The 19,471-nt window shown below is 26.5% G+C and carries 15 protein-coding genes; 11 read left to right on the top strand and 4 right to left on the bottom strand.

What is annotated here, in order from left to right; all coding sequences use genetic code 11:
* Positions 1 to 41: 41 nt before the first annotated feature.
* Together B0174_RS04490 and B0174_RS04495 are read right to left on the bottom strand one after the other, a co-directional pair.
* Complete coding sequence (locus tag B0174_RS04490; RefSeq protein WP_108558459.1) at positions 42 to 1,418, bottom strand: dihydrolipoyl dehydrogenase family protein; 1,377 nt, start codon at positions 1,416 to 1,418, stop codon at positions 42 to 44.
* 54 nt (positions 1,419 to 1,472) lie between these two features.
* The gene (locus B0174_RS04495; RefSeq protein WP_108558460.1) at positions 1,473 to 2,534 is read right to left on the bottom strand and encodes an agmatinase family protein; all 1,062 of its coding nucleotides are present in this window, start codon (positions 2,532 to 2,534) and stop codon (positions 1,473 to 1,475) included.
* Positions 2,535 to 2,690: 156 nt separating this feature from the next.
* On the opposite strand from B0174_RS04495, the gene B0174_RS04500 reads away from it, so the two are divergent.
* Genes B0174_RS04500 through B0174_RS04525 form a run of 6 tightly spaced genes read left to right on the top strand, consistent with a single transcriptional unit; the run spans position 2,691 to position 6,753 of the window.
* Positions 2,691 to 3,125 carry an Lcl C-terminal domain-containing protein gene (locus B0174_RS04500; RefSeq protein WP_108558461.1) on the top strand — a complete coding sequence of 145 codons (435 nt, stop codon included), beginning with the start codon at positions 2,691 to 2,693 and terminating at the stop codon, positions 3,123 to 3,125.
* A 7-nt stretch (positions 3,126 to 3,132) separates the two neighbouring features.
* Entirely contained in the window at positions 3,133 to 4,218 is a 1,086-nt protein-coding gene (locus tag B0174_RS04505; protein WP_108558462.1) for a DNA alkylation repair protein, read from the top strand.
* On the top strand, positions 4,202 to 4,669 hold the full coding sequence (gene ybaK / locus B0174_RS04510) for a Cys-tRNA(Pro) deacylase (protein WP_108558463.1): 468 nt from the start codon (positions 4,202 to 4,204) through the stop codon (positions 4,667 to 4,669). The genes B0174_RS04505 and ybaK overlap by 17 nt, the downstream gene beginning before the upstream one ends.
* A gap of 53 nt (positions 4,670 to 4,722) precedes the next feature.
* Entirely contained in the window at positions 4,723 to 4,932 is a 210-nt protein-coding gene (locus B0174_RS04515; protein ID WP_108558464.1) for a hypothetical protein, read from the top strand.
* 20 nt (positions 4,933 to 4,952) lie between these two features.
* Positions 4,953 to 5,435 carry an outer membrane beta-barrel protein gene (locus tag B0174_RS04520; protein WP_205663490.1) on the top strand — a complete coding sequence of 161 codons (483 nt, stop codon included), beginning with the start codon at positions 4,953 to 4,955 and terminating at the stop codon, positions 5,433 to 5,435.
* 16 nt (positions 5,436 to 5,451) lie between these two features.
* On the top strand, positions 5,452 to 6,753 hold the full coding sequence (locus tag B0174_RS04525) for a SagB family peptide dehydrogenase (RefSeq protein ID WP_108558466.1): 1,302 nt from the start codon (positions 5,452 to 5,454) through the stop codon (positions 6,751 to 6,753).
* A 10-nt stretch (positions 6,754 to 6,763) separates the two neighbouring features.
* On the opposite strand, the gene B0174_RS04530 is transcribed toward B0174_RS04525, so the two are convergent.
* Complete coding sequence (locus B0174_RS04530; RefSeq protein WP_108558467.1) at positions 6,764 to 9,319, bottom strand: putative bifunctional diguanylate cyclase/phosphodiesterase; 2,556 nt, start codon at positions 9,317 to 9,319, stop codon at positions 6,764 to 6,766.
* 131 nt (positions 9,320 to 9,450) lie between these two features.
* Positions 9,451 to 9,885 (bottom strand): globin domain-containing protein, encoded by a 435-nt coding sequence (locus B0174_RS04535; protein ID WP_108558468.1) that lies wholly within the window; start codon positions 9,883 to 9,885, stop codon positions 9,451 to 9,453.
* 139 nt (positions 9,886 to 10,024) lie between these two features.
* Between B0174_RS04535 and B0174_RS04540 the strand changes: the two genes are divergently transcribed.
* The 5 genes from B0174_RS04540 (at position 10,025) to B0174_RS04560 (ending at position 19,334) form a co-directional block, all read left to right on the top strand.
* Complete coding sequence (locus tag B0174_RS04540) at positions 10,025 to 10,624, top strand: paraquat-inducible protein A (protein WP_108558469.1); 600 nt, start codon at positions 10,025 to 10,027, stop codon at positions 10,622 to 10,624.
* The gene (locus B0174_RS04545; protein ID WP_108558470.1) at positions 10,625 to 11,206 is read left to right on the top strand and encodes a paraquat-inducible protein A; all 582 of its coding nucleotides are present in this window, start codon (positions 10,625 to 10,627) and stop codon (positions 11,204 to 11,206) included.
* Positions 11,199 to 13,850 carry an MlaD family protein gene (locus tag B0174_RS04550; RefSeq protein ID WP_108558471.1) on the top strand — a complete coding sequence of 884 codons (2,652 nt, stop codon included), beginning with the start codon at positions 11,199 to 11,201 and terminating at the stop codon, positions 13,848 to 13,850. The genes B0174_RS04545 and B0174_RS04550 overlap by 8 nt, the downstream gene beginning before the upstream one ends.
* Positions 13,851 to 13,983: 133 nt before the next feature.
* Positions 13,984 to 15,102 carry an HD-GYP domain-containing protein gene (locus B0174_RS04555; RefSeq protein WP_108558472.1) on the top strand — a complete coding sequence of 373 codons (1,119 nt, stop codon included), beginning with the start codon at positions 13,984 to 13,986 and terminating at the stop codon, positions 15,100 to 15,102.
* Positions 15,099 to 19,334, top strand: coding sequence for a response regulator (locus B0174_RS04560; RefSeq protein ID WP_108558473.1), 4,236 nt, complete (start codon positions 15,099 to 15,101; stop codon positions 19,332 to 19,334). The genes B0174_RS04555 and B0174_RS04560 overlap by 4 nt, the downstream gene beginning before the upstream one ends.
* Positions 19,335 to 19,471 lie beyond the last annotated feature (137 nt).

A 19,471-nucleotide genomic window follows, 5' to 3' on the forward strand; every position in this document is an offset into this window, starting at 1 on the left:
GTACAAGCAACAAAAATGTTGTTCGTACTTTTTAAAACTACCTAAACTAAATTTTCATTATACTTTTCAACTTCCCTAACAGCTTCTACAGCAGCAGGAAGTAATGCTTCACTTAATGCTGGATGAATATAAAGCATTTCTTTTAAGTGCCTTACATCATTGTTTATATGCATTACAGCTAATACTTGGTGCATCATAGTTGAACTCTCAGGTCCTATCATATGACATCCTAATATCTCATAATTTTTTGGATTTATTATAAACTTTGTAACTGGATAATCAAGTCTTAAAGACATTGCTTTTGCACTTGCTATCCAATTTGTGGTAGTTGTTACATACAGTATATTTTGCTCTTTTGCTTTTTGTTCTGTGATTCCAACACTTGCGATTTCAGGTTCTGTAAAAACTGCATGGGGCATATATTTAAAATGTAAAGGTTCCGTACATTCTTCTAATAAGATTTTTCCTAGATGATTTACTTCGTATGCAGCTGCGTGTTGAAGCATATATTTTCCAGAGGCATCGCCTACTACATAAACTCCTTTTGCATTTGTTTCAAATAAGGCATCTCTTTTTATAAAACCTCTTTCATCTATTTGAATAGAAGTGTTTTCAAGGTTTAAACTATCTGTGTTTGATTCTCTACCTGTTGCATAAAGTAGGGCTTCACTTTGGTGTTTTATTGTTGTTCCATCTTTATTTTCAAGAATAAGATTAAATTGATTATTTTCATAGTTTGTAGTTTGAATAGTTGTATCAAATTTTATATCAACTTTTTTACTAAATTCTTTTTTAAAAATGGCAGAAATATCTTCATCTTCATTATTTAAAATTCTTTGACTTCTAACTAATAAAGTAGTTTTTATTCCTATTGCAGAAAAAAAACTCGAAAGTTCACACGCGATAAAACCAGCCCCAACAATCGTAATAGATTTTGGAATATCGCCAATTAATGGAAATATATCATCACTAGTCCAAGCTTTTTCATGGGCTGCTTTTATTGGTTTTGTTCCTGTTGCGATTACTATTTTTGGTGCGCTTAATTCTTCATCATTTACTTTTATCACATTATTAGAAACAAAAGAACCTACACCTTTGAAAATCTGCACATTTTCATTAAATTTACGCTCATAATGTGAATCTATTTTTGAAATATAATTATTTGTTTGTTCAAATATCTTTTTCACATCAATGTTATTTATAGAAGAATCAATAAAATGCCGATTTGATTCTTTTATCGCATTTGCCACATGTGCATAACCTAATAAGAGTTTTGAAGGAACACAACCTCTATTTGGACATGTTCCACCTAAAGAAGATTTTTCAATAATAGCAACTTTTTTACCAGCTTTTCCAGCTCTAGCTGCAAGACTGCTTGCTCTTCCTGCTCCAATAATTATTAAATCAAATTTTTTCATTATGTAGCCTTTTTTCTTAATTTTGTTTGTATTTAAGTATATAGTAAAAGTATTTTATTTAAAATCTATCTTACCTTGACTTGCCAATAATGCCCCACAAAGTTGGTATAAAACCCTAGCTCCAACATTTGCATCCCAACCATCAACGCTGTCACCAACTTCACATAAATCAAAACCTATGATATTTCTTCCACTTTTTACTACCATAAAAATAAGATGTTCTAATTCACCATATCTTAAACCACTTGGAACTGGAGTTCCTGTATTTGAGCAGTTTAGAGGTTCTAATCCATCAATATCGATTGATAAATAAACATTTTTTGGAAGTTGGTTGATATATGGTGCAAAAACATCTTCTAAAGATTTTCCACTTGAGAGTTGTGCTTGCATATCTGTATCGTATAAACATGCACCTTTTACTCCATATTCTTTCATTCTATTAGCTTCTTCACTACTATAATCTCTAATTCCAAATTGAACTAAGTTTGAGATTTTGTCACATTCATTCATGGCATTATAAAAAATTGAAGCATGAGAATAAGTAAAACCTTCATAAGCTTTTCTTAGGTCGTGGTGAGCATCTACATGTAAAATCCCAAAAGCTTCAGTTTGTGTGTCGCTTAAAGCTTTAATAAGTCCAAGTGGAGATGAATGGTCACCACCAACAATAGCTACAAACTTACCTTTATTTATTTGTTCTATTGATTTTTCATAAACAGATTTATTTAAAGTATTTGAAGCTTCGTTTACAAATTTTAGAGCTTTTTTATTTGTTTTTTCTTTTTCAAGTGCAACAATGACTTTTAAAGCTTTTTTTCTAGCTTTGTGGCTTAACTTTAACAAACTTTTATCAGTTTCAAGCATAGCAATACCTGCTATATAAGGTTTGATATAATGAAAAGTTTCAACATCAAGTTGGTGGCTTGAAAGTCTCATAGCATCAGGTGCAAGTGCAGTTCCCTCACCATAAGAAACAGTAGCTTCCCATGGAACTGGAATTAAAACCAAACTAGCTTCGCTTGGGTCAAGTCTTCCACCAATAAATCCATCACCTTCAACTGGTGGTAATCCTAATTCTAATACTTTTATCTCTTCTTTTAAAGTTCTATAAGACATCTGTTTTCCTAATATTGTTCTGATTATTTTGATTTTCAATTATAGGATAAATAAGGAAATAGTAAAGTTAATTTTAGGGTTTTTTTGATAGCAATCAATATTCTTTAAAATTAACTAAGTTATAATAAATCTAAATTATTATTATAAGGCTGATTTATGAGAATATTAAAAATCTTTTTTTTTATAGGTTTAATTAGTTATTTGAATGCAGAAATAACAAAACAAACGGAGTCTATTTTAAAAGATACAACAACAAATTTGCTTTGGCAAGATACAAAAGATAGTAATAATGAAAAGAAAAATTTTGCAGATGCTCAAAAATATTGTGAAAATTTAGAACTTGATGGATATAAAAACTGGAAATTACCCGATTTTTTAGAACTTTTTTCTATTGTTGATACAAAGTTATATAATCCAACTCTTTCAAAAGAGTTTAAATTTTTCGTGTCTGATAATTATTGGACAAGTAAAACATTTGGGCATGGAGTAAGTGGCGAGGCTTTTGTTGTGAATTTTTTATCGGGAGCTTTTAATAGAGAGTTGATGGAAGATAAATTTTATATAAGATGTGTTAAATCTTTAAAAAACTAGGTTTATTATGGCTGAACAATTAAAATTTTTATATTCAAAAAGCTATATTGAAAAACTGGCTTTTGATATAAAAAAAAACTATGACAACTTTGACCCGAAGGCTTTTGTAAATTCAATTTTTGATACTTCATGGCGAAATTTAGAACTAAAGCAAAGAATGCGACATATTGCAATAACTTTAAATAAATATTTGCCTCTTTCATACAAAAAACAACTTGAAATATTAAAAGAAGTGAAAAAAGATTTTACTGGTCTTGAAGCTATGATTTTTCAAGATTTTGTGGAAGTTTTTGGTCTTGATGATTTTGATGAATCTATGAAAGCTTTGGAAGTTTTTACACAAGATGCAAGTAGTGAGTTTGCTATTCGGCAGTTTATTTTAAAGTATGAAGAACAAACTATGAATCAAATGAAAATTTGGGCTAAGTCTAAAAATGAACATTTACGCAGACTTTCAAGTGAAGGTTGCAGACCTCGACTTCCTTGGGCTATTTCTCTTCCTTTGTTTAAACAAAATCCAACAAAAGCACTTGAAATAATTGAGCTTTTGAAAAATGATAAAAGTTTGTATGTAAGAAAATCTGTGGCAAATAATCTAAATGATATTTCAAAAGATAATCCACAATTAGTTATTAAGTTTGTAAAAGAAAATCTTGGAAGCACAAAAGAGTTGGACTGGATTTGTAAACACGCATCTCGAACACTTCTTAAAAAAGGTGATAAACAGATTTTAGAATTATTTAATTTTGATAAATCACATCATATAAATCTCATAGATTTTTGTTATGATAAAAGTGTAAAAATAGATGAGAATTTGTCTTTTTCATTTGAGATAAATTCAGATGAGAATATTGGAAATATTAGAGTTGAATATGTGATTTATTATCTAAAATCAAATAATATTCATAATAAAAAAGTTTTTATGATAAGTCAAAATGAGATAAAATCATCTTCGAAAAAGTTTACAAAAAAACAAAGTTTTAAAAATATGACAACAAGAAAACACTATTTAGGAAAGCATTTTATTGCTATTTTGATAAATGGTGAAGAGATTTTAAAAGAGGAATTTTACTTAAATGACACCAGCAATTGAAATGCTAAAAAAAAACAAATGTGATTTTAAAATACACAAATATGACCACGACCCAGCTTGTACAAATTTTGGTGATGAAGCTGTGGTTAAACTAGGACTTGATTCTTCGCAAGTTTATAAAACACTTCTTGTGGAACTGACTCCAAAACAGTTAGTTGTATGTGTACTTCCAGTGGAAAATCAGTTAAGTTTAAAAGATGTGGCATCTGCTTTTGATGTTAAAAAAGCAGTAATGGCAAATAAAGATGAAGCACAAAAAGTTACTGGATATTTACTTGGTGGGATTTCACCTTTGGGGCAAAAAAAACTTTTAAAAACAGTTTTAGATGAAAGTGTAAATAAATTTGAAACGATTTTTATAAGTGGTGGAAAAAGAGGGCTTGATATTGAAGTTAAGCCAAAAGATTTAGAAAAATTATTAAAAGCAAAAATTCATAAAATCATAGGTTAACAAAGGCACAATATTTTTTTTGATATAATCATTAATAAAAAAAAGGAGTTATTATGAGTAAATTAAATAACGGTGAACCTAGTTTAAATAAAATTGATGATTATAATGGAAATGAATCAAAACAAAAAAGAAATATTGTAAGACTTGTTGTGATTTTATGTTTAGTTGTTGGTGGAATTTTCGCTTATTTAAAAACTACTTCTGCTCCAAGTGATTATGTTGGAACAAAAGAACAATCGGGAATAAATACAACTAAAAATTAAATTTAAAAAGGAAAAATATAATGAAAAAAAGACTTTTGGCAATTACGCTAATTGCTAGTTTAACATCACTATTAAATGCAGAAGGATTTGATACAAAAGTATCAGTTGGTGCAAGTTCTGCAAAAATCAAAAATGATAGATATACACAATATGGAATTGGATATACATCAAATACAAGATTGGATAATGGTATTATTTTAGGTTTTGGAAATAGTTTATCTTATGGAAATGTTAGAAATGGCGTAGAGGCTATTAGTGTTGATATGGATTTAAGAGCTGGTTATGAAATAATACAAAACTTAACAGGTTTTGCAATAGGAACAGGTGTTGCTCAAACTGTTGATAATAGTACTGCAACAGGTCTTGGTTATGGTGGTTCATTAGAATACAAACTTACTCGTAATGTTGCTGTTGAGGGAAGTTATAGAACGATTACAATGAATGACTCGCCAAAAGATTATGATTACGATGTATCAAACATTGCTGTAAAATTCAACTTTTAAAAGTTGAATTTTACTTATGTTAATCCCTCTAAATAGTTACCATCAAAATACAAAACATTCTTACAATTCAATACGAACAAATCCAAATAGAGTAAATTGGAATAATCCACCAAATAAGTTTAAATTTTATTCAAAAGATTATAAAAGAGTTTCTTTAAACTCACAAAATGAAAACTATAATTTTTTGTATTTAATTAGTGGAATTAGTGCGAAAAAAACTTATCCAGATACAGAATATTATCTAAGAATAAATCCAAGTGCTGGAGCTTTATATCCAAATGAAGTTTATTTCCAAGTACGAAATGTTAATGGTTTTGAAGATGGAATTTATCATTTAGAAGTTGCTTCTTCAAGTGCTGTATTATTGAAAAAATTAGAAAAAAATCAAGGAATTGAAGAAATATTAGGACTAACTTATAGTGTAGATGGTTTTATGTTTTTTATTTCATCTTTATATTTTCGTTCATCTTGGAAATATAAAAACCGAGCGTTTAGGTATTGTTTATTGGATGCTGGGCATTTGATGGGTTGTATTGAAGCTAGTTCTTATTTATTTGATAAAAAATTTGAGATTTTATATGATTTTCCTAAAGAAAAATTAAATGATTTTTTTCATTTTGATGAGAAAGAGTTTTTTACTTCTATTGTGATTATTGGTGATAAAAAAGAGTCTAAAAAAAAGAGTTTTCTTTTATATATTCCAAGCCTTGATGGTGCAAGTTATATTGAAGAAAATATAAGTTTTTTTGAAAAAAATGAAATGGTTGAAATTGCTTATAAAGATAGTTTAAAAATAATAGATAAAAAATATCAAATAAATGAAGCATTGTTTAATTTCCAAAAAGAGAAATTTCAAGATACTATTTTTAAAAGAAGATCAATTAGAGAGTTTACAAAACAAAGTATCTCAAAAATCAAATTTGAATCAATAATGAATGTTGTAAATCAAGCTATTAAAAGTGATTGTGATGAGTCAGTTGATATTTTTTATACGATAAATAGAGTTGAGGGATTAACTTTAGGACTTTACAAAAATGGAGAACTTTTAAGAGTTGGAGATTTTTCTTCAACTGCTGGATATTTATGTTTAGAGCAGGATTTAGGGAAATCTAGCGCAGTTACATTTTTTCTAACTACAAAAAGTAAAAACTATCAAGAAGCTTATCAAAAAGCAGGAATTATAGGACATAGATTATATTTGGCTTCAAACTATTTAGATATTGGATGTAGTGGAATAGGGGCTTATTATGATGATGAGGTTTGTGAGTTTATTGAAGAGTCAACTATGGTTTTATATGCTTTAGCAATAGGAAATTAAGGTTTATCTCTTATTTAAAAGAGATAAACTTTTCACTTGGTTTTCCTATATGAAAACCTTGATAATAGTCGATTTCAAGTTCATTTAGAACATCAACTATCTCTTCATTTTCTACAAATTCTGCAATTGTTTGAATTTTTAACTCTTTTGCTAAAGTCACAATACTATTTACAAAAGCTTTATCTTTTATATCTTTATTTATATTTATAATAAAATCACCATCAATTTTTACATAATCAATAGGAAATTTTTTAATATAATGAAATGATGAAAAGCCTGAACCAAAATCATCTATAGCAAATTTATAACCATCTGATTTTAGATTATGAACGAATTTTTCTAATAAAGAGAAGTTTTTTACTGTTTCTCTTTCTGTAATTTCAAATACTATTTTTTCTTTATTTATCTCATATTTTAAAACGAAATTATTTATTTTATTTATAAAATCGCCCACAATTAAAGATTTTGGAGATAAGTTGATAAATAAAATCCCATCATATTGTGTTCTTTGAATCTCTTTAAAGGCTTTTTCAATAACCATTAAATCCATACTATTTATAAGCCCTCTAGCTTCTGCAATTTCGATAAATTCATAAGCTGAAACTATTTTTCCATCTTGGTGAATTCTCATTAGAAGCTCATGGATTACTAAATTATTAGATGATGATGCTGGTTTTATTGGTTGAAAATATGGATAAATTTCATCATTTTCTATTGCTCTAATTAAAAGAGAAGATTTCTCTTGATTAGTTTTCAAAATATTAGAAATATCTCTTTCATTTGGAATTTTGATAGAGTTTTTACCTTCTTCTTTTGCCTGATACATCATATGATCAGCAATTACAAACATATCTTTTTGAGATAAAGTATGAATTGGATAAACGCAAATTCCAATAGAGATAGTTATTCCAACTCTTGATCCATCAGGTGCGATTAATTTTTCATTTTCTATTTTTTTTGAAATTCTGTTTGCAACTGTTAACGCTCCATTTTCATCACATTCAGGAAGAATAATAGTAAATTCATCTCCACCATATCTTGCAACTATGTCTTCATCTCGTTTTTCTTCTTCAAGAATATTTGCAACAGTTTGTAAAAATTTATCTCCAAAAGCATGACCAAAATTATCATTTATTGGTTTAAAATTATCGCAATCTATAACCATTAAAGCAAAAGGATATTCATGTCTTGCAGCTCTTTTTATTTCATAACTCATCATGTCATTAAAAACTCTTTGATTAAATAAATCAGTCAATGGATCTCTAGCTGCATAATATTCTAAATCTTGAGTATATTTATGAATGGCTTTTACAGAACCAACAAGATTTGCCATAGTTGTTAAAATTGAATCAATTACAATATATCTAACTGGATCATTTGAGAATATTGATTGCAAACCAATTCCAACTATTCCTCCAATTTTAGGACTATCTAAAAACAGAGATTTTGAACGATATTCTACTTCTTCTTCAACTAATTCATTTAAACATCTATTTCTATCTGCAATCACATGTTTTATAGTAAAATCAGTCATTGCTTTGAAATAATCAGAATCTTTTATAGTTTTATTTATATATTTTTCAAAAACCATTTTTTGATGTTCTTGAGGCATTCCTAACCAAAAAATATCAACTTCAAATTGGTCTTCGCCAACTCTAAAAATAGTCATTAAAGTGTATGTTTCCATGATTTTATTTATTTCTATTAATAAATCACAAATATATTCTCTCCAATCTTTTACAACATCAGAAGTGATAATAAACTTATCTAAAAGTCTTATTTCAAACTCTAATAACTCTTTATCAACGGCAACACCTTTTAGCTTGTCAGCCATTAAATCGACATTATGCACAATTTGATTAAATTCTTCAAAATATAAATCAATATTTTTTGAATCAAAAGCTTTGAAATCTTGAACTGAATTTATATTTTGAACTTTGTCATTAAACAAAGTTAAATTTTCTATAATAGGTTTTGTTGTGTATCTTGATGAAAAAAATGCAAGAAGATAAAATATTGGAATAATAATTAGGAAAAAAACAATATATTGATATTTAGATTCCAAAAATATAGAATTAAGATTTTGTTTTACTTCAACTGCTCCTAAAACATCTCCAACTTCAGCATTTAAATGACAAGATTTACAGTCAGCGGTTGCTTTTAATGGTAATATATTTCTTACAATATTATCTTCAAAACCATTGAGTTTTTCTACTTTTCCATTTAAAATATCAACTAATGTTGTATCTTTTTCTTTTTCTTGAATTTCTCCAAAAAGCTGTTTTACTTTGTCTGATCTATAAATATTGATTTGATAGTTACTTCCTTTAAAATTATCTTCCAAAGATTTGGCAAAAATAATAACATCTTCTCTACTCCATCCTTTTCTCATAACTTGATACATTGAAGAAAATACTTGCTTTGATATTCCGTCAGAGTGTTTTAAAGCTTCTTTTTTTGTAAAAGTTGTATGTAAATATGTAGTAAAAATAAAACATATTAAGAAAATTAGGGAAACTAAGATTATTTGTCTAGAAAAGATATAGTTTTTGAAAGTTTTATTCATAAAAAATCCTATTAAAGTGAGTCCTAAAATAGTAGCAAAAAAAAGTTAAATTAATATTATTTTTTTGGAAAGAGTTGATAGATAAAGAAGAAATATAATTATTAATAAAAAATGGGAATTTCCCATTTTTATTAATTCTCTTGAGTATTGATCATCCAAATTGAAAAAATATCTAAATAGTTCCAAAAAGATTGTTTTAAATCATCTGGCATATCAAGTTTTTCTAAAACTATAATATAAGATTCAAGCCAAATTTTTCTAGCTTCAGGAGTGATTTTAAAATCTGCATGTCGTCCTACCATCATAGGTGCACCTCTATTTTTATTAAAATAATCAGGTCCTCCACAAATTTGAATAAAAAAATCAGCAGAGTGTTGTTTTGCCATTTCAAATCCTTCTTGTGATGGAGGAAATAATCCTTTGATGTTACTAACTCTTAGTAAATCATAATGGTCTGAAATTAGTTTTCTCATACCCTCTTCACCTAAAAATTGTAAAACTTTTGGATCTGGCTTTACAACAGGTGGTCTTGTTCCTACTAATCCTTGAGATATATTAAATTGCATTTTATTAAACCTTTAAAAGAAATATTATTTATTTGCATAATTGCAATGACATAATACAATATAATTAATTTTAAAGAGTTTTTAGAATTAAAAAAAGTTTACTATGTTAAAATGCCAAAAGAAAAAAAGTTAGGATTTTATGGACAAAAATATTGATGAAATTATTGAGTGTTATAACTGTGGATTATTTATAAAAAGACACAATGATACAAATACTAAAACTCAAAAATGTCCTAGATGTAATAGCAAAATAAAAGCTCAAAATAGACACTCTTTTGACTCTTTATATTATGCTATTTCTGCACTTTTATTATTTGGAATTTTAAATGTTTATCCAATTATTACTTTAAATATAAATGAAACTGAACTAAAAGCTACTTTGATTGGAACTGTATCAATTTTACTAGAACAAAATTTCTTTTTTGTGGCATTTGTGGTTTTTTTTACGATTATTTTAGCTCCTATATTAAACTCTTTGGTGATTATTTTTGCTTTTATTCAAGAAAAAACAAAAATAAGGCTTTTTACTGATACTTTACTTCATGATAGTTTTCATTTTTTTAAACATTGGGGATTTATAGAGGTTTTTATTATAAGTATTATTGTTACATATATAAAATTAATAGGAATGGTGAGTTCCACAAAATTTGATATTGGTTTTTATATTATGTTGGCTTATATTTTTTGTTTTTATATGTCAAACAGAAAATTTGTAGGTGAAAGTGTATTTGGTGAATAAATGGTTTTAATATCTTGTAAAAACTGCCACAAAATGTATGAAAAAGAAAATTTTGAAGATTTTGTTTGTACAAGATGTAATCATAAGGTACAAAAAAGAATAAAAAACTCTTTACAAGTATCTTTTGCACTTACTATTTGTGCGATATTACTTTATATTCCAGCAATGATTTATCCAATAATGGAAGTAACAACACTTGGAGTAAAAATCCAAAGCACCATTTTAGAAGGTGTAATTAGTTTTTTAAATATGAATAGTTATTTTATAGCTATTGTAGTTTTTACAGCAAGTGTTGTGATTCCAATGATAAAATTACTTGGATTACTTTTTATTTTTATTTCTTTAAAAGTAAATGTAAAAATGTCCAATAATAGAAAAATATTAATATTTAAATTTATAGAAGCCATTGGAAAATGGTCAATGATAGATATTTATGTAGTTGCATTATTAGCATCAATTGTGCAACTTGATGAGATTTTTAATATAAAAGGAGGAATCGCTGCGACCTCTTTTGCTTTAATGGTAATAGTAACAATGATAGCAGCAAATAGATTTGATACAAGGATTATTTGGGATGAGTAAAGAAATAATAGAACAACAAATATACGAGCCAAAAATAGAAGATAAAAAATCAGTTTCATTTATTTGGATTTTGCCACTAATTATTTTGGCGATTTTAGGTTGGATTGCTTATGAATCTTATATGAAAAAAGGTACAAATATAAGTGTTATATTTAAAAGTGCAGAGGGATTAAAAGAGAATGTTACACCTTTGGAATACAAAGGTTTGCAACTTGGAAAAGTCACAAAAATTTCTATGCATGAAGATTTAAAAAGTGTAAAGGTAAATATTTTAGTTGATAATGAAGTTGCAAAATATGTAGCAGGTGAGGGTTCTTCTTTTTGGATAAAGAAACCTACTGTTTCTCTTACAAAAATTTCAGGATTAAATACTTTAATTAGTGGTTATAAAATTGAGCTAGCACCAATATTTAAAACACAAGAAGAGTATGAAAAATCAAATCCAAAATATCTTTTTAATGCTTTAGATACTCAACCTAATGATGAATTTGATGATGAGGGCTATTATATTTCATTAATTGCAAATGATAAAGATAATGTTGAAGTTGGGACTCCTATTTTTTATAATAAATTTCAAATAGGTGAAATTATTGCAAAAGAGTTTATTTTTGAAAAGGTTTATTTTACAGCTTATATTTATGATAAATTTAATTATTTAGTAAATAGAAGTTCACAGTTTGTAATAAATGAAGCATTAAAAGTAAGTTATGGTGCAAGTGGATTAAATATAGAAATAGGGTCTTTGTATTCAGCTTTGGTTGGTGGAGTTACTGTTGTTACACCAAATAAAGAGGAACAAAAGATTTCAAAAGATGAAGCTTATGTTTTATATGGAAAAAAAGATGATTTGAAAAGTAAAGAATTTTTTTATATAAATTTTGTAGAGATGAATGGAATTGAAGAAAATACTCCAATTATTTTTAAGGGCATAGAAATTGGAAAAATTACAGAAGTGAACTTGAATAAAGATATTTTAAATGCCAAAGCATTTATTTATCAAGAATATAAATATTTATTAACAGATAAAACAAAGTTTTTTGTGGAAGAACCTACTATTTCTTTAGATGGAGTTAAAAATTTAGGAAATATAGTAAAAGGAAATTTTGTATCTTTAGAGTATAAAAAAGGAAATTTTAAAGACAATTTTACAGCAATAAATAAAAAAGATATAAATAATAGTAATAACACTATAAAAGTAGAACTTTTAAGTGAGAATCTAAATTCTATTAGTACTAAATCAAAGATTTATTATAAGAATATTGAAATTGGAAAAGTTGAAAACTATGCTTTAACTCCTGATTTGAAAAATGTAAAAGTTTCTATTGCCATAGATGAAAAGTACAAAGATTTGGTAAATGATAATAGTCTTTTTTACGATATGAGTTCAAAATTAGTAGAAATGAAAAGCTTAAATTTAAATATAAATTACAGTGGAATTGAACCATTATTAAATGGTGCTATTGGACTTGTATCTGAAAAAATTGATAATAATAAACTTACAAAAAAAGAGTTTAAACTTTATAAATCTTTTAAAGATGTGGAAAAATTAAATAGATTTAGTAATAGTGGAATTATAATAAATGCAGATTTTAATAATGATTTTGAAATAAAGCCAGATATGGCAATTATGTATAAAAACCAAGAAATCGGTTTTGTAAAAGATATAAAATTTGATGATAAAAAATCAAAAGTGAGTTTATTTATTTATTCTCCTTTTAAAAAATATATTACAAATAAAAGTAGATTTTATAAAAAAGGTGTAATAAATTTAAATGCTAGTTTAAGTGGAGTTTTATTTGAAGTTGACAATTTTTCTTCATTACTTGATGGTTCAATTCATCTTGATAATGATTCAAATACAACTTTTGAAAAAACACAGATTTTTGCTTCTGAAGAACAAATGAAAAATTCAACAAATAGTATAACGATTGTTTTTGATGATGTTGAGGGATTACAAGTAAACTTTTCACAACTAACTTACAAAGGTGTAAATGTTGGAAAAGTAACAAATGTTAGCTTAAATGAAAAACAACAAGTTGAAGTGAAAGCTTTGATTTATAGTGATTTTGCTTCAATTGCCAAAGAGGGAACAACTTTTTATCTAAAAAAACCTAGAATTTCACTTCAAGAAGTTGCAAATGCAGGTTCAACTGTAATGGCTGTAAATATTGGAGTTATTAAAAGTGAGAATCAAAATGTTCAAACAAAATTTGAAGGATTAGTAAATCAGCCATCCCTTGAAAAATCATATTTAGGAACAGTGTTTAAAGTTGATGATATTACAGCTTCGAGTGTAAATATCGATGCTCCTGTTTATTATAAAAATGTACAAATTGGAAAAGTAAGTAAAATAGATTTAAGTAATGATGGTTCAAAAGTTATTGTTGATTGTTTGATTTATGATAAATATACAAAATTCATAAGAAAAAATTCGCAGTTTTATGACATAAGTGGATTCGAAATGAAATTCTCTATTTTCTCTGGTTCAAAAATAGAATCAAATACATTTACAAGTTTATTAAAAGGTGGTTTAGTAGTTGTTACACCTTATGAATATGGAGAACTAGCAACACCAAAAGATAAATTTACATTGGTAAAAAGTTTAAGGGAAGATTGGAAAAGTATAAGTCCAAGTATTAAATAATAATATTCTTGTGTTGAATAATACTCTTGGTAAAAAGCAGGTATTTACTGAAATATTTGCTATCATTAGAAGAGTATTTAAAAAATTATTAATAAACAAATAAATTTGATAGTTTTAGGAAAAAAAGGTTTTTATGCAAGAAAATGAAATTCACAAACAAACAATTTTAGTTATTGATGATACACCTGATAATCTTTTTTTGGTTTCAAATTTATTAAAAGATTTATATACCGTAAAAGTTGCAAATAGTGGTGTAAAAGCTTTGAAATATCTTTTATCAGGAACTATTCTTCCTGATTTAATTCTTCTTGATATTATGATGCCTATTTTAAGTGGTTATGATGTTATTAAACAAATAAAAGAAAATCCTATATTAAAAGATATTCCAATTATTTTTCTAACTGCAAAAAGTAGTATTGAAGATGAAAAAATTGGTTTTGAGTTGGGAGTTGTTGATTATATAATAAAACCTATTTCTCCTCCTATTCTTCTTGCTCGTGTTAAAACACAACTTGAAAATAAAAGAGCTGCTGATTTTTTAAAAGATAAAAATCAGTTTTTAGAAAATGAAATAGAAAAAAGAACAAATGAACTTATAACAATTCAAAATGTTACAATTTTTGCAATGGCATCATTAGCAGAAACCAGAGATAATGAAACAGGGAATCATATACGAAGAACCCGAACTTATGTGAGGGCTTTAGCTTTAAAATTACAAAATCATCCACGATTTAAAGATTTTCTAACAGATGAAATGATAAACACACTTTATAAATCAGCACCTTTACATGATATAGGAAAAATTGGAATTCCTGATTATATACTTCTAAAAAAAGGAGTATTAACAGCTGATGAGTTTGAAATTATGAAAACCCATACAACTTTAGGAAAACAAGCAATTGAACATGCAGAAGAACAATTAGGATACGAAGTTAGTTTTTTAAAAATTGCAAAAGAAATCGCATATTTACACCATGAAAAATATGATGGAACAGGTTATCCTTTGGGTTTAAAAGGTGATGAAATACCAATTAGTGCGAGGCTTATGAGTGTTGCTGATGTTTATGATGCACTAATAAGTAAAAGAGTATATAAAGAAAAAATTGAACACAAAATTGCAGTAGAAATTATGAAAGAGGGTTGTGGAACACACTTTGATACAGATATTCTTAATGCTTTTTTAGATTTAGAAAGTGAATTTGAACAAATAGCAAAAAGTTTTATAGATAATTCTACTAAAGCTGAAATATGAAAAATATACTTTTTATCTTACTTTTTACACCTTTTTTTTTATTTGCAAATTTTCAAGATAAATTAACAAAAGAAGAAAAAAACTGGTTAGATAATCAAAAAATAATAACAATTGGAGCTATGAATAATTGGGCGCCTATTAATTTTGTGAATTATAATAATGAAGCTAGTGGAATAGGTGCTTCAATAGTTGAAATCCTAAATCAAAAATTAGATAATAAACTTCAAATTAACTCAGGAAATTGGAACACAATTTATGAAAAAACAAAAAATGGTGAAATAAATGCCATTTTAGATATTACTCCTAAAGAAGAAAGAGAAGAGTTTTTCTACTTTTCAAAGCCATACTTACAAATTCCCCATGTAATTGTTTCAAAAAAAGAGCAAAAATCTTTTTTAAATTTAGATGATTTAAATGCTAAAACAGTTGCATTAGAAGAAAATATTGGAACAATTATTGATTTACAAAAAAACTATCCAAATATAAATATTAAAACATTTAAAGATACAACATTGGCTTTAGATGCAGTTTCACGAGGATTTGCTGATGCTTATATTGGAAATAGGGCAGTTGTAAATTATAAAATAAAAGAAGAACTTTTAGAAAATCTAAAAATTGATTCTGTAGATATAAGTAGAAAATCTTCAACTTTAACTCTTGGTGTTTCAAAAAGATATCCTTTTTTATTTTCTATTTTAGAAAAAGCAATGGCTGAAATTACTCCTTTACAGTGGAATGATATAAAAACGAAATGGGAAAATAATGATGATTTAATAGAAAATAAAACAATAAATCCAAAAATTAATCTAACTTTTGAAGAAAAAGAGTGGTTAAAGAAAAATCCTATTATTAAATATGCTGGAAATCCAGATTATAGACCATTTGAGTATATTGATGAAAATGGAAATTATGCAGGAATTATTCATAAACATTTGGATTTAGTTGAACAAACATTAGGAATAAAATTTGAAAAAGTAAAAACAAATACATTTCGAGAATCATTAGATAAAGTAAAAGAAAATAAAGTAGATATGTTTTCAAACTATTGGAATATAAAAGAGTTCCAAGATACGCATATAGCTGTTCCTTTAGATGTAAAAACACCAATTGTTATATCTGGTAGAAAAAATAAAGATAAGGAATTTATTCTTTCTCTTTCTCAATTAAAAGATGAAAAAATTGCAGTAATAAAAGGTTACTTTTATTTAAATGAAATTTATAAACAATATCCAAATTTGAATTTTATTGAAGTTGAAAGCCCAAGTGTAGCATTACAAGGAGTTTCAAATGGAACTTATGATGTTGCCCTTGGTTCTTTACCTCTTACTACATATACAATATCAGCTTTGGGACTTACAAATACTGAAATTATTGGGAAAACTGATACTTATATGCAATTGAGTTTTTTTATTAAAAAAGATGAAGTTATATTTAAAAGTATTTTAGAAAAAGCCTTAGCAACTCATTCTACAGAAGAACTTTATAATATTATGAAAGATTGGGAAAGTGTAACTAAAAAATCAAAATGGGATTTAACCAGTATTCTTGAGATTTCTATTTTAGTTATTTTGGTGATTTTACTTTTATTATTTTGGAATTATCAGCTTAAACGACAAGTTGAGAAAAAAACTTTAGAATTATCAAAACTACTTAGATTTTTTGATGAAAATGTAATAGCTTCAAGAACAGATTTAAGAGGAAATATAACTTATGTTAGTGATGCTTTTTGTCATATAAGCGGAAATAGTAGAGATTTTATGATGGGAAAAAATCACAGAATTGGAAGACATCCAGACAATGACCCTGAAATTTTCAAACAAATGTGGGAAACAATAACTAATGGAAAAGTTTGGAAAGGAAGAATCAAAAATAAAACAAAAGATGGAAGTTATTATTGGGTTGATAGTGTAATAGAACAAGAGTTTGATTTTGATGGAAATGTTATTGGATATATTTCTTTAAGACATGATGTAACAGCACAAGTTGAACTTGAAAAATTAAGTGCAAATCTTGAAGATATAATAAAAGAAAGAACAGCTGAACTTTATTATATGAACAAACAACAAAAAGCCATTTTTGATGCTGCAAGTATTGGAATAGTTTTAGTAAAAGATAGAATAATATTGGACTTAAATAATAAAGCTTCTTCCCTTTTTGATTATGAAAATAATGAACTTTTAAATAAATCAACAAGAGTTTTTTATAAAACTGGAACTGATTTTGATGAAATAGAAGAAAAATATTTCCTTTTGCTAGAGGGAAAAACAGTAAGTTGGGAACAACTTTTTGTAAAAAAAGACGGGAGTGAATTTTTCGGAAGAATTGCTATACAAGCTATTGATTCTACAGATTTATTAAAAGGTGTAGTTGTTACAATTTATGATATTACTCCTGAAAAACAAGCTTTAGAAGATATAAAACAAGCAAAAATATTAGCTGAGGAATCAACAAAATTAAAAAGTGAATTTTTAGCAAATATGAGCCATGAAATACGAACTCCAATGAATGCAATAATTGGAATGTCATATCTTGCTCTTCAAACTTCTTTAGATGAACAACAAAAAAACTATATTAAAAAAATAGATATAGCTTCAAAAAATTTATTGGGAATAATAAATGATATTTTAGATTTCTCAAAAATTGAAGCTGGAAAAATGACAATTGAAAAAATTGATTTTTCTTTAGATGATGTTTTGGCAAATTTATCTAATCTTTTTATGTTTCAAATAGAAGAAAAAGGTTTAGAACTACTTTTTGATGTGGATATGGATGTTCCTATGGCTTTAAAAGGTGATATGTTAAGAATAAATCAAATATTAACTAATCTTTTGAGTAATGCCATTAAATTCACATCAAAAGGTGAAATTATAATTTCTATTAAGGTGCTTTCTCAAGATGAAAAAAATGCACAATTAAGGTTTGGAGTAAAAGATACTGGAATCGGTATTTCAGCGCAAAATAAAGAAAAATTATTCACATCATTTTCTCAAGCAGATAGTTCAACCACAAGAAAATATGGAGGTTCAGGATTAGGACTTGCAATTTCTAAACAAATCATTGAATTAATGGGTGGTAGTGTTGGGCTTGAAAGTATCCCTGATTTTGGAAGCGATTTTTATTTTACACTTAGTTTTGAGTTACAAAAAATACAAAAGAATTTATTAGAAGAGAATAATGAATTTGCTAGTTTAAAAGTATTAATAGTTGATGATAATGCATCTTCAAGAGAGATTTTAGAAAATATTATTAAAGCTTTTAGGTTTGAAGTAAAAGCATTGTGTTGTGGTGAAGAAGCTATTTTAGAATTAAAAAAAGCAAATGAAGAAAACAATCCTTATACTTTAGTTTTAATGGATTGGATGATGCCAGAAATGGATGGTATTAAAACTATCATAAAAATAAACGAAGATTTAAAAATAGAAAAAACGCCAATTTTTATTATGGTTACAGCATATAATAAAGATGAGTTAAGTCAAAAAGCAAAAGGTGCAGATGTTTTTGGTTTTCTTGAAAAACCTGTAAGTCCATCAACTTTATACGATACGATTTTAAAAGCTTTTGGTAAACAAATTGTTATAAATCCTATTGAAAGTATAAAAAGTAATAATTTTTCTAATATAAAAAAATTAGTGCAAGGAGCAAAAATTCTTTTGGTTGAAGATAATATTCAAAATCAAGAAATAGCAACAGAGTTTTTACAAAAAGCAAATATAAGTGTAAAAATAGCTAATAATGGAAAAGAAGCCATAGAAATATTAGAAAACAATGAATTTGATGGTGTTTTAATGGATTGTCAAATGCCTATTTTAGATGGATATGAAGCAACTAAAGAAATCAGAAAAATTGAAAAATTTAAAGATTTACCAATTATTGCAATGACAGCAAATGTAATGCAAGGTGATAAAGATAAATGCATAAGTTTTGGAATGAATGATTATATTGCAAAACCTTTGGATTTTAATAAGTTTTATGAAACTTTGATTAAATGGATAAAACCAAAAAATAGTGTTATTTTTGAAGAACAAAAAGAAGAGATTAAAAAGATACTTGAAATTGATATAAAAACATTAAAAATTGAGGGAATTAATATTTCAGAAGCTCTAAATAGAATGGCTGGAAATCAGACTTTATTTTTAAATCAATTAAAAAGATTTGTTAAATCACAAAATAATTTTGAAGAAAAGATATTAGTTCTTATAAAAAATAATGATTTAAACTGGAGAGGTAACTAAAAAACATACACTTTTTTGCTAATCCCTAAGCCACCATTTCAGATTGTAACACTTTTTCTTTTTCTTGTTTTTCTTCAAATTTAACAGGTGATAAATTTCCTAAATAACTATGACTTCTAACTCTATTATAATAAAAT

Origin of the sequence: Arcobacter caeni, from assembly GCF_003063245.1 — a bacterium.
Lineage (GTDB): Bacteria > Campylobacterota > Campylobacteria > Campylobacterales > Arcobacteraceae > Aliarcobacter > Aliarcobacter caeni.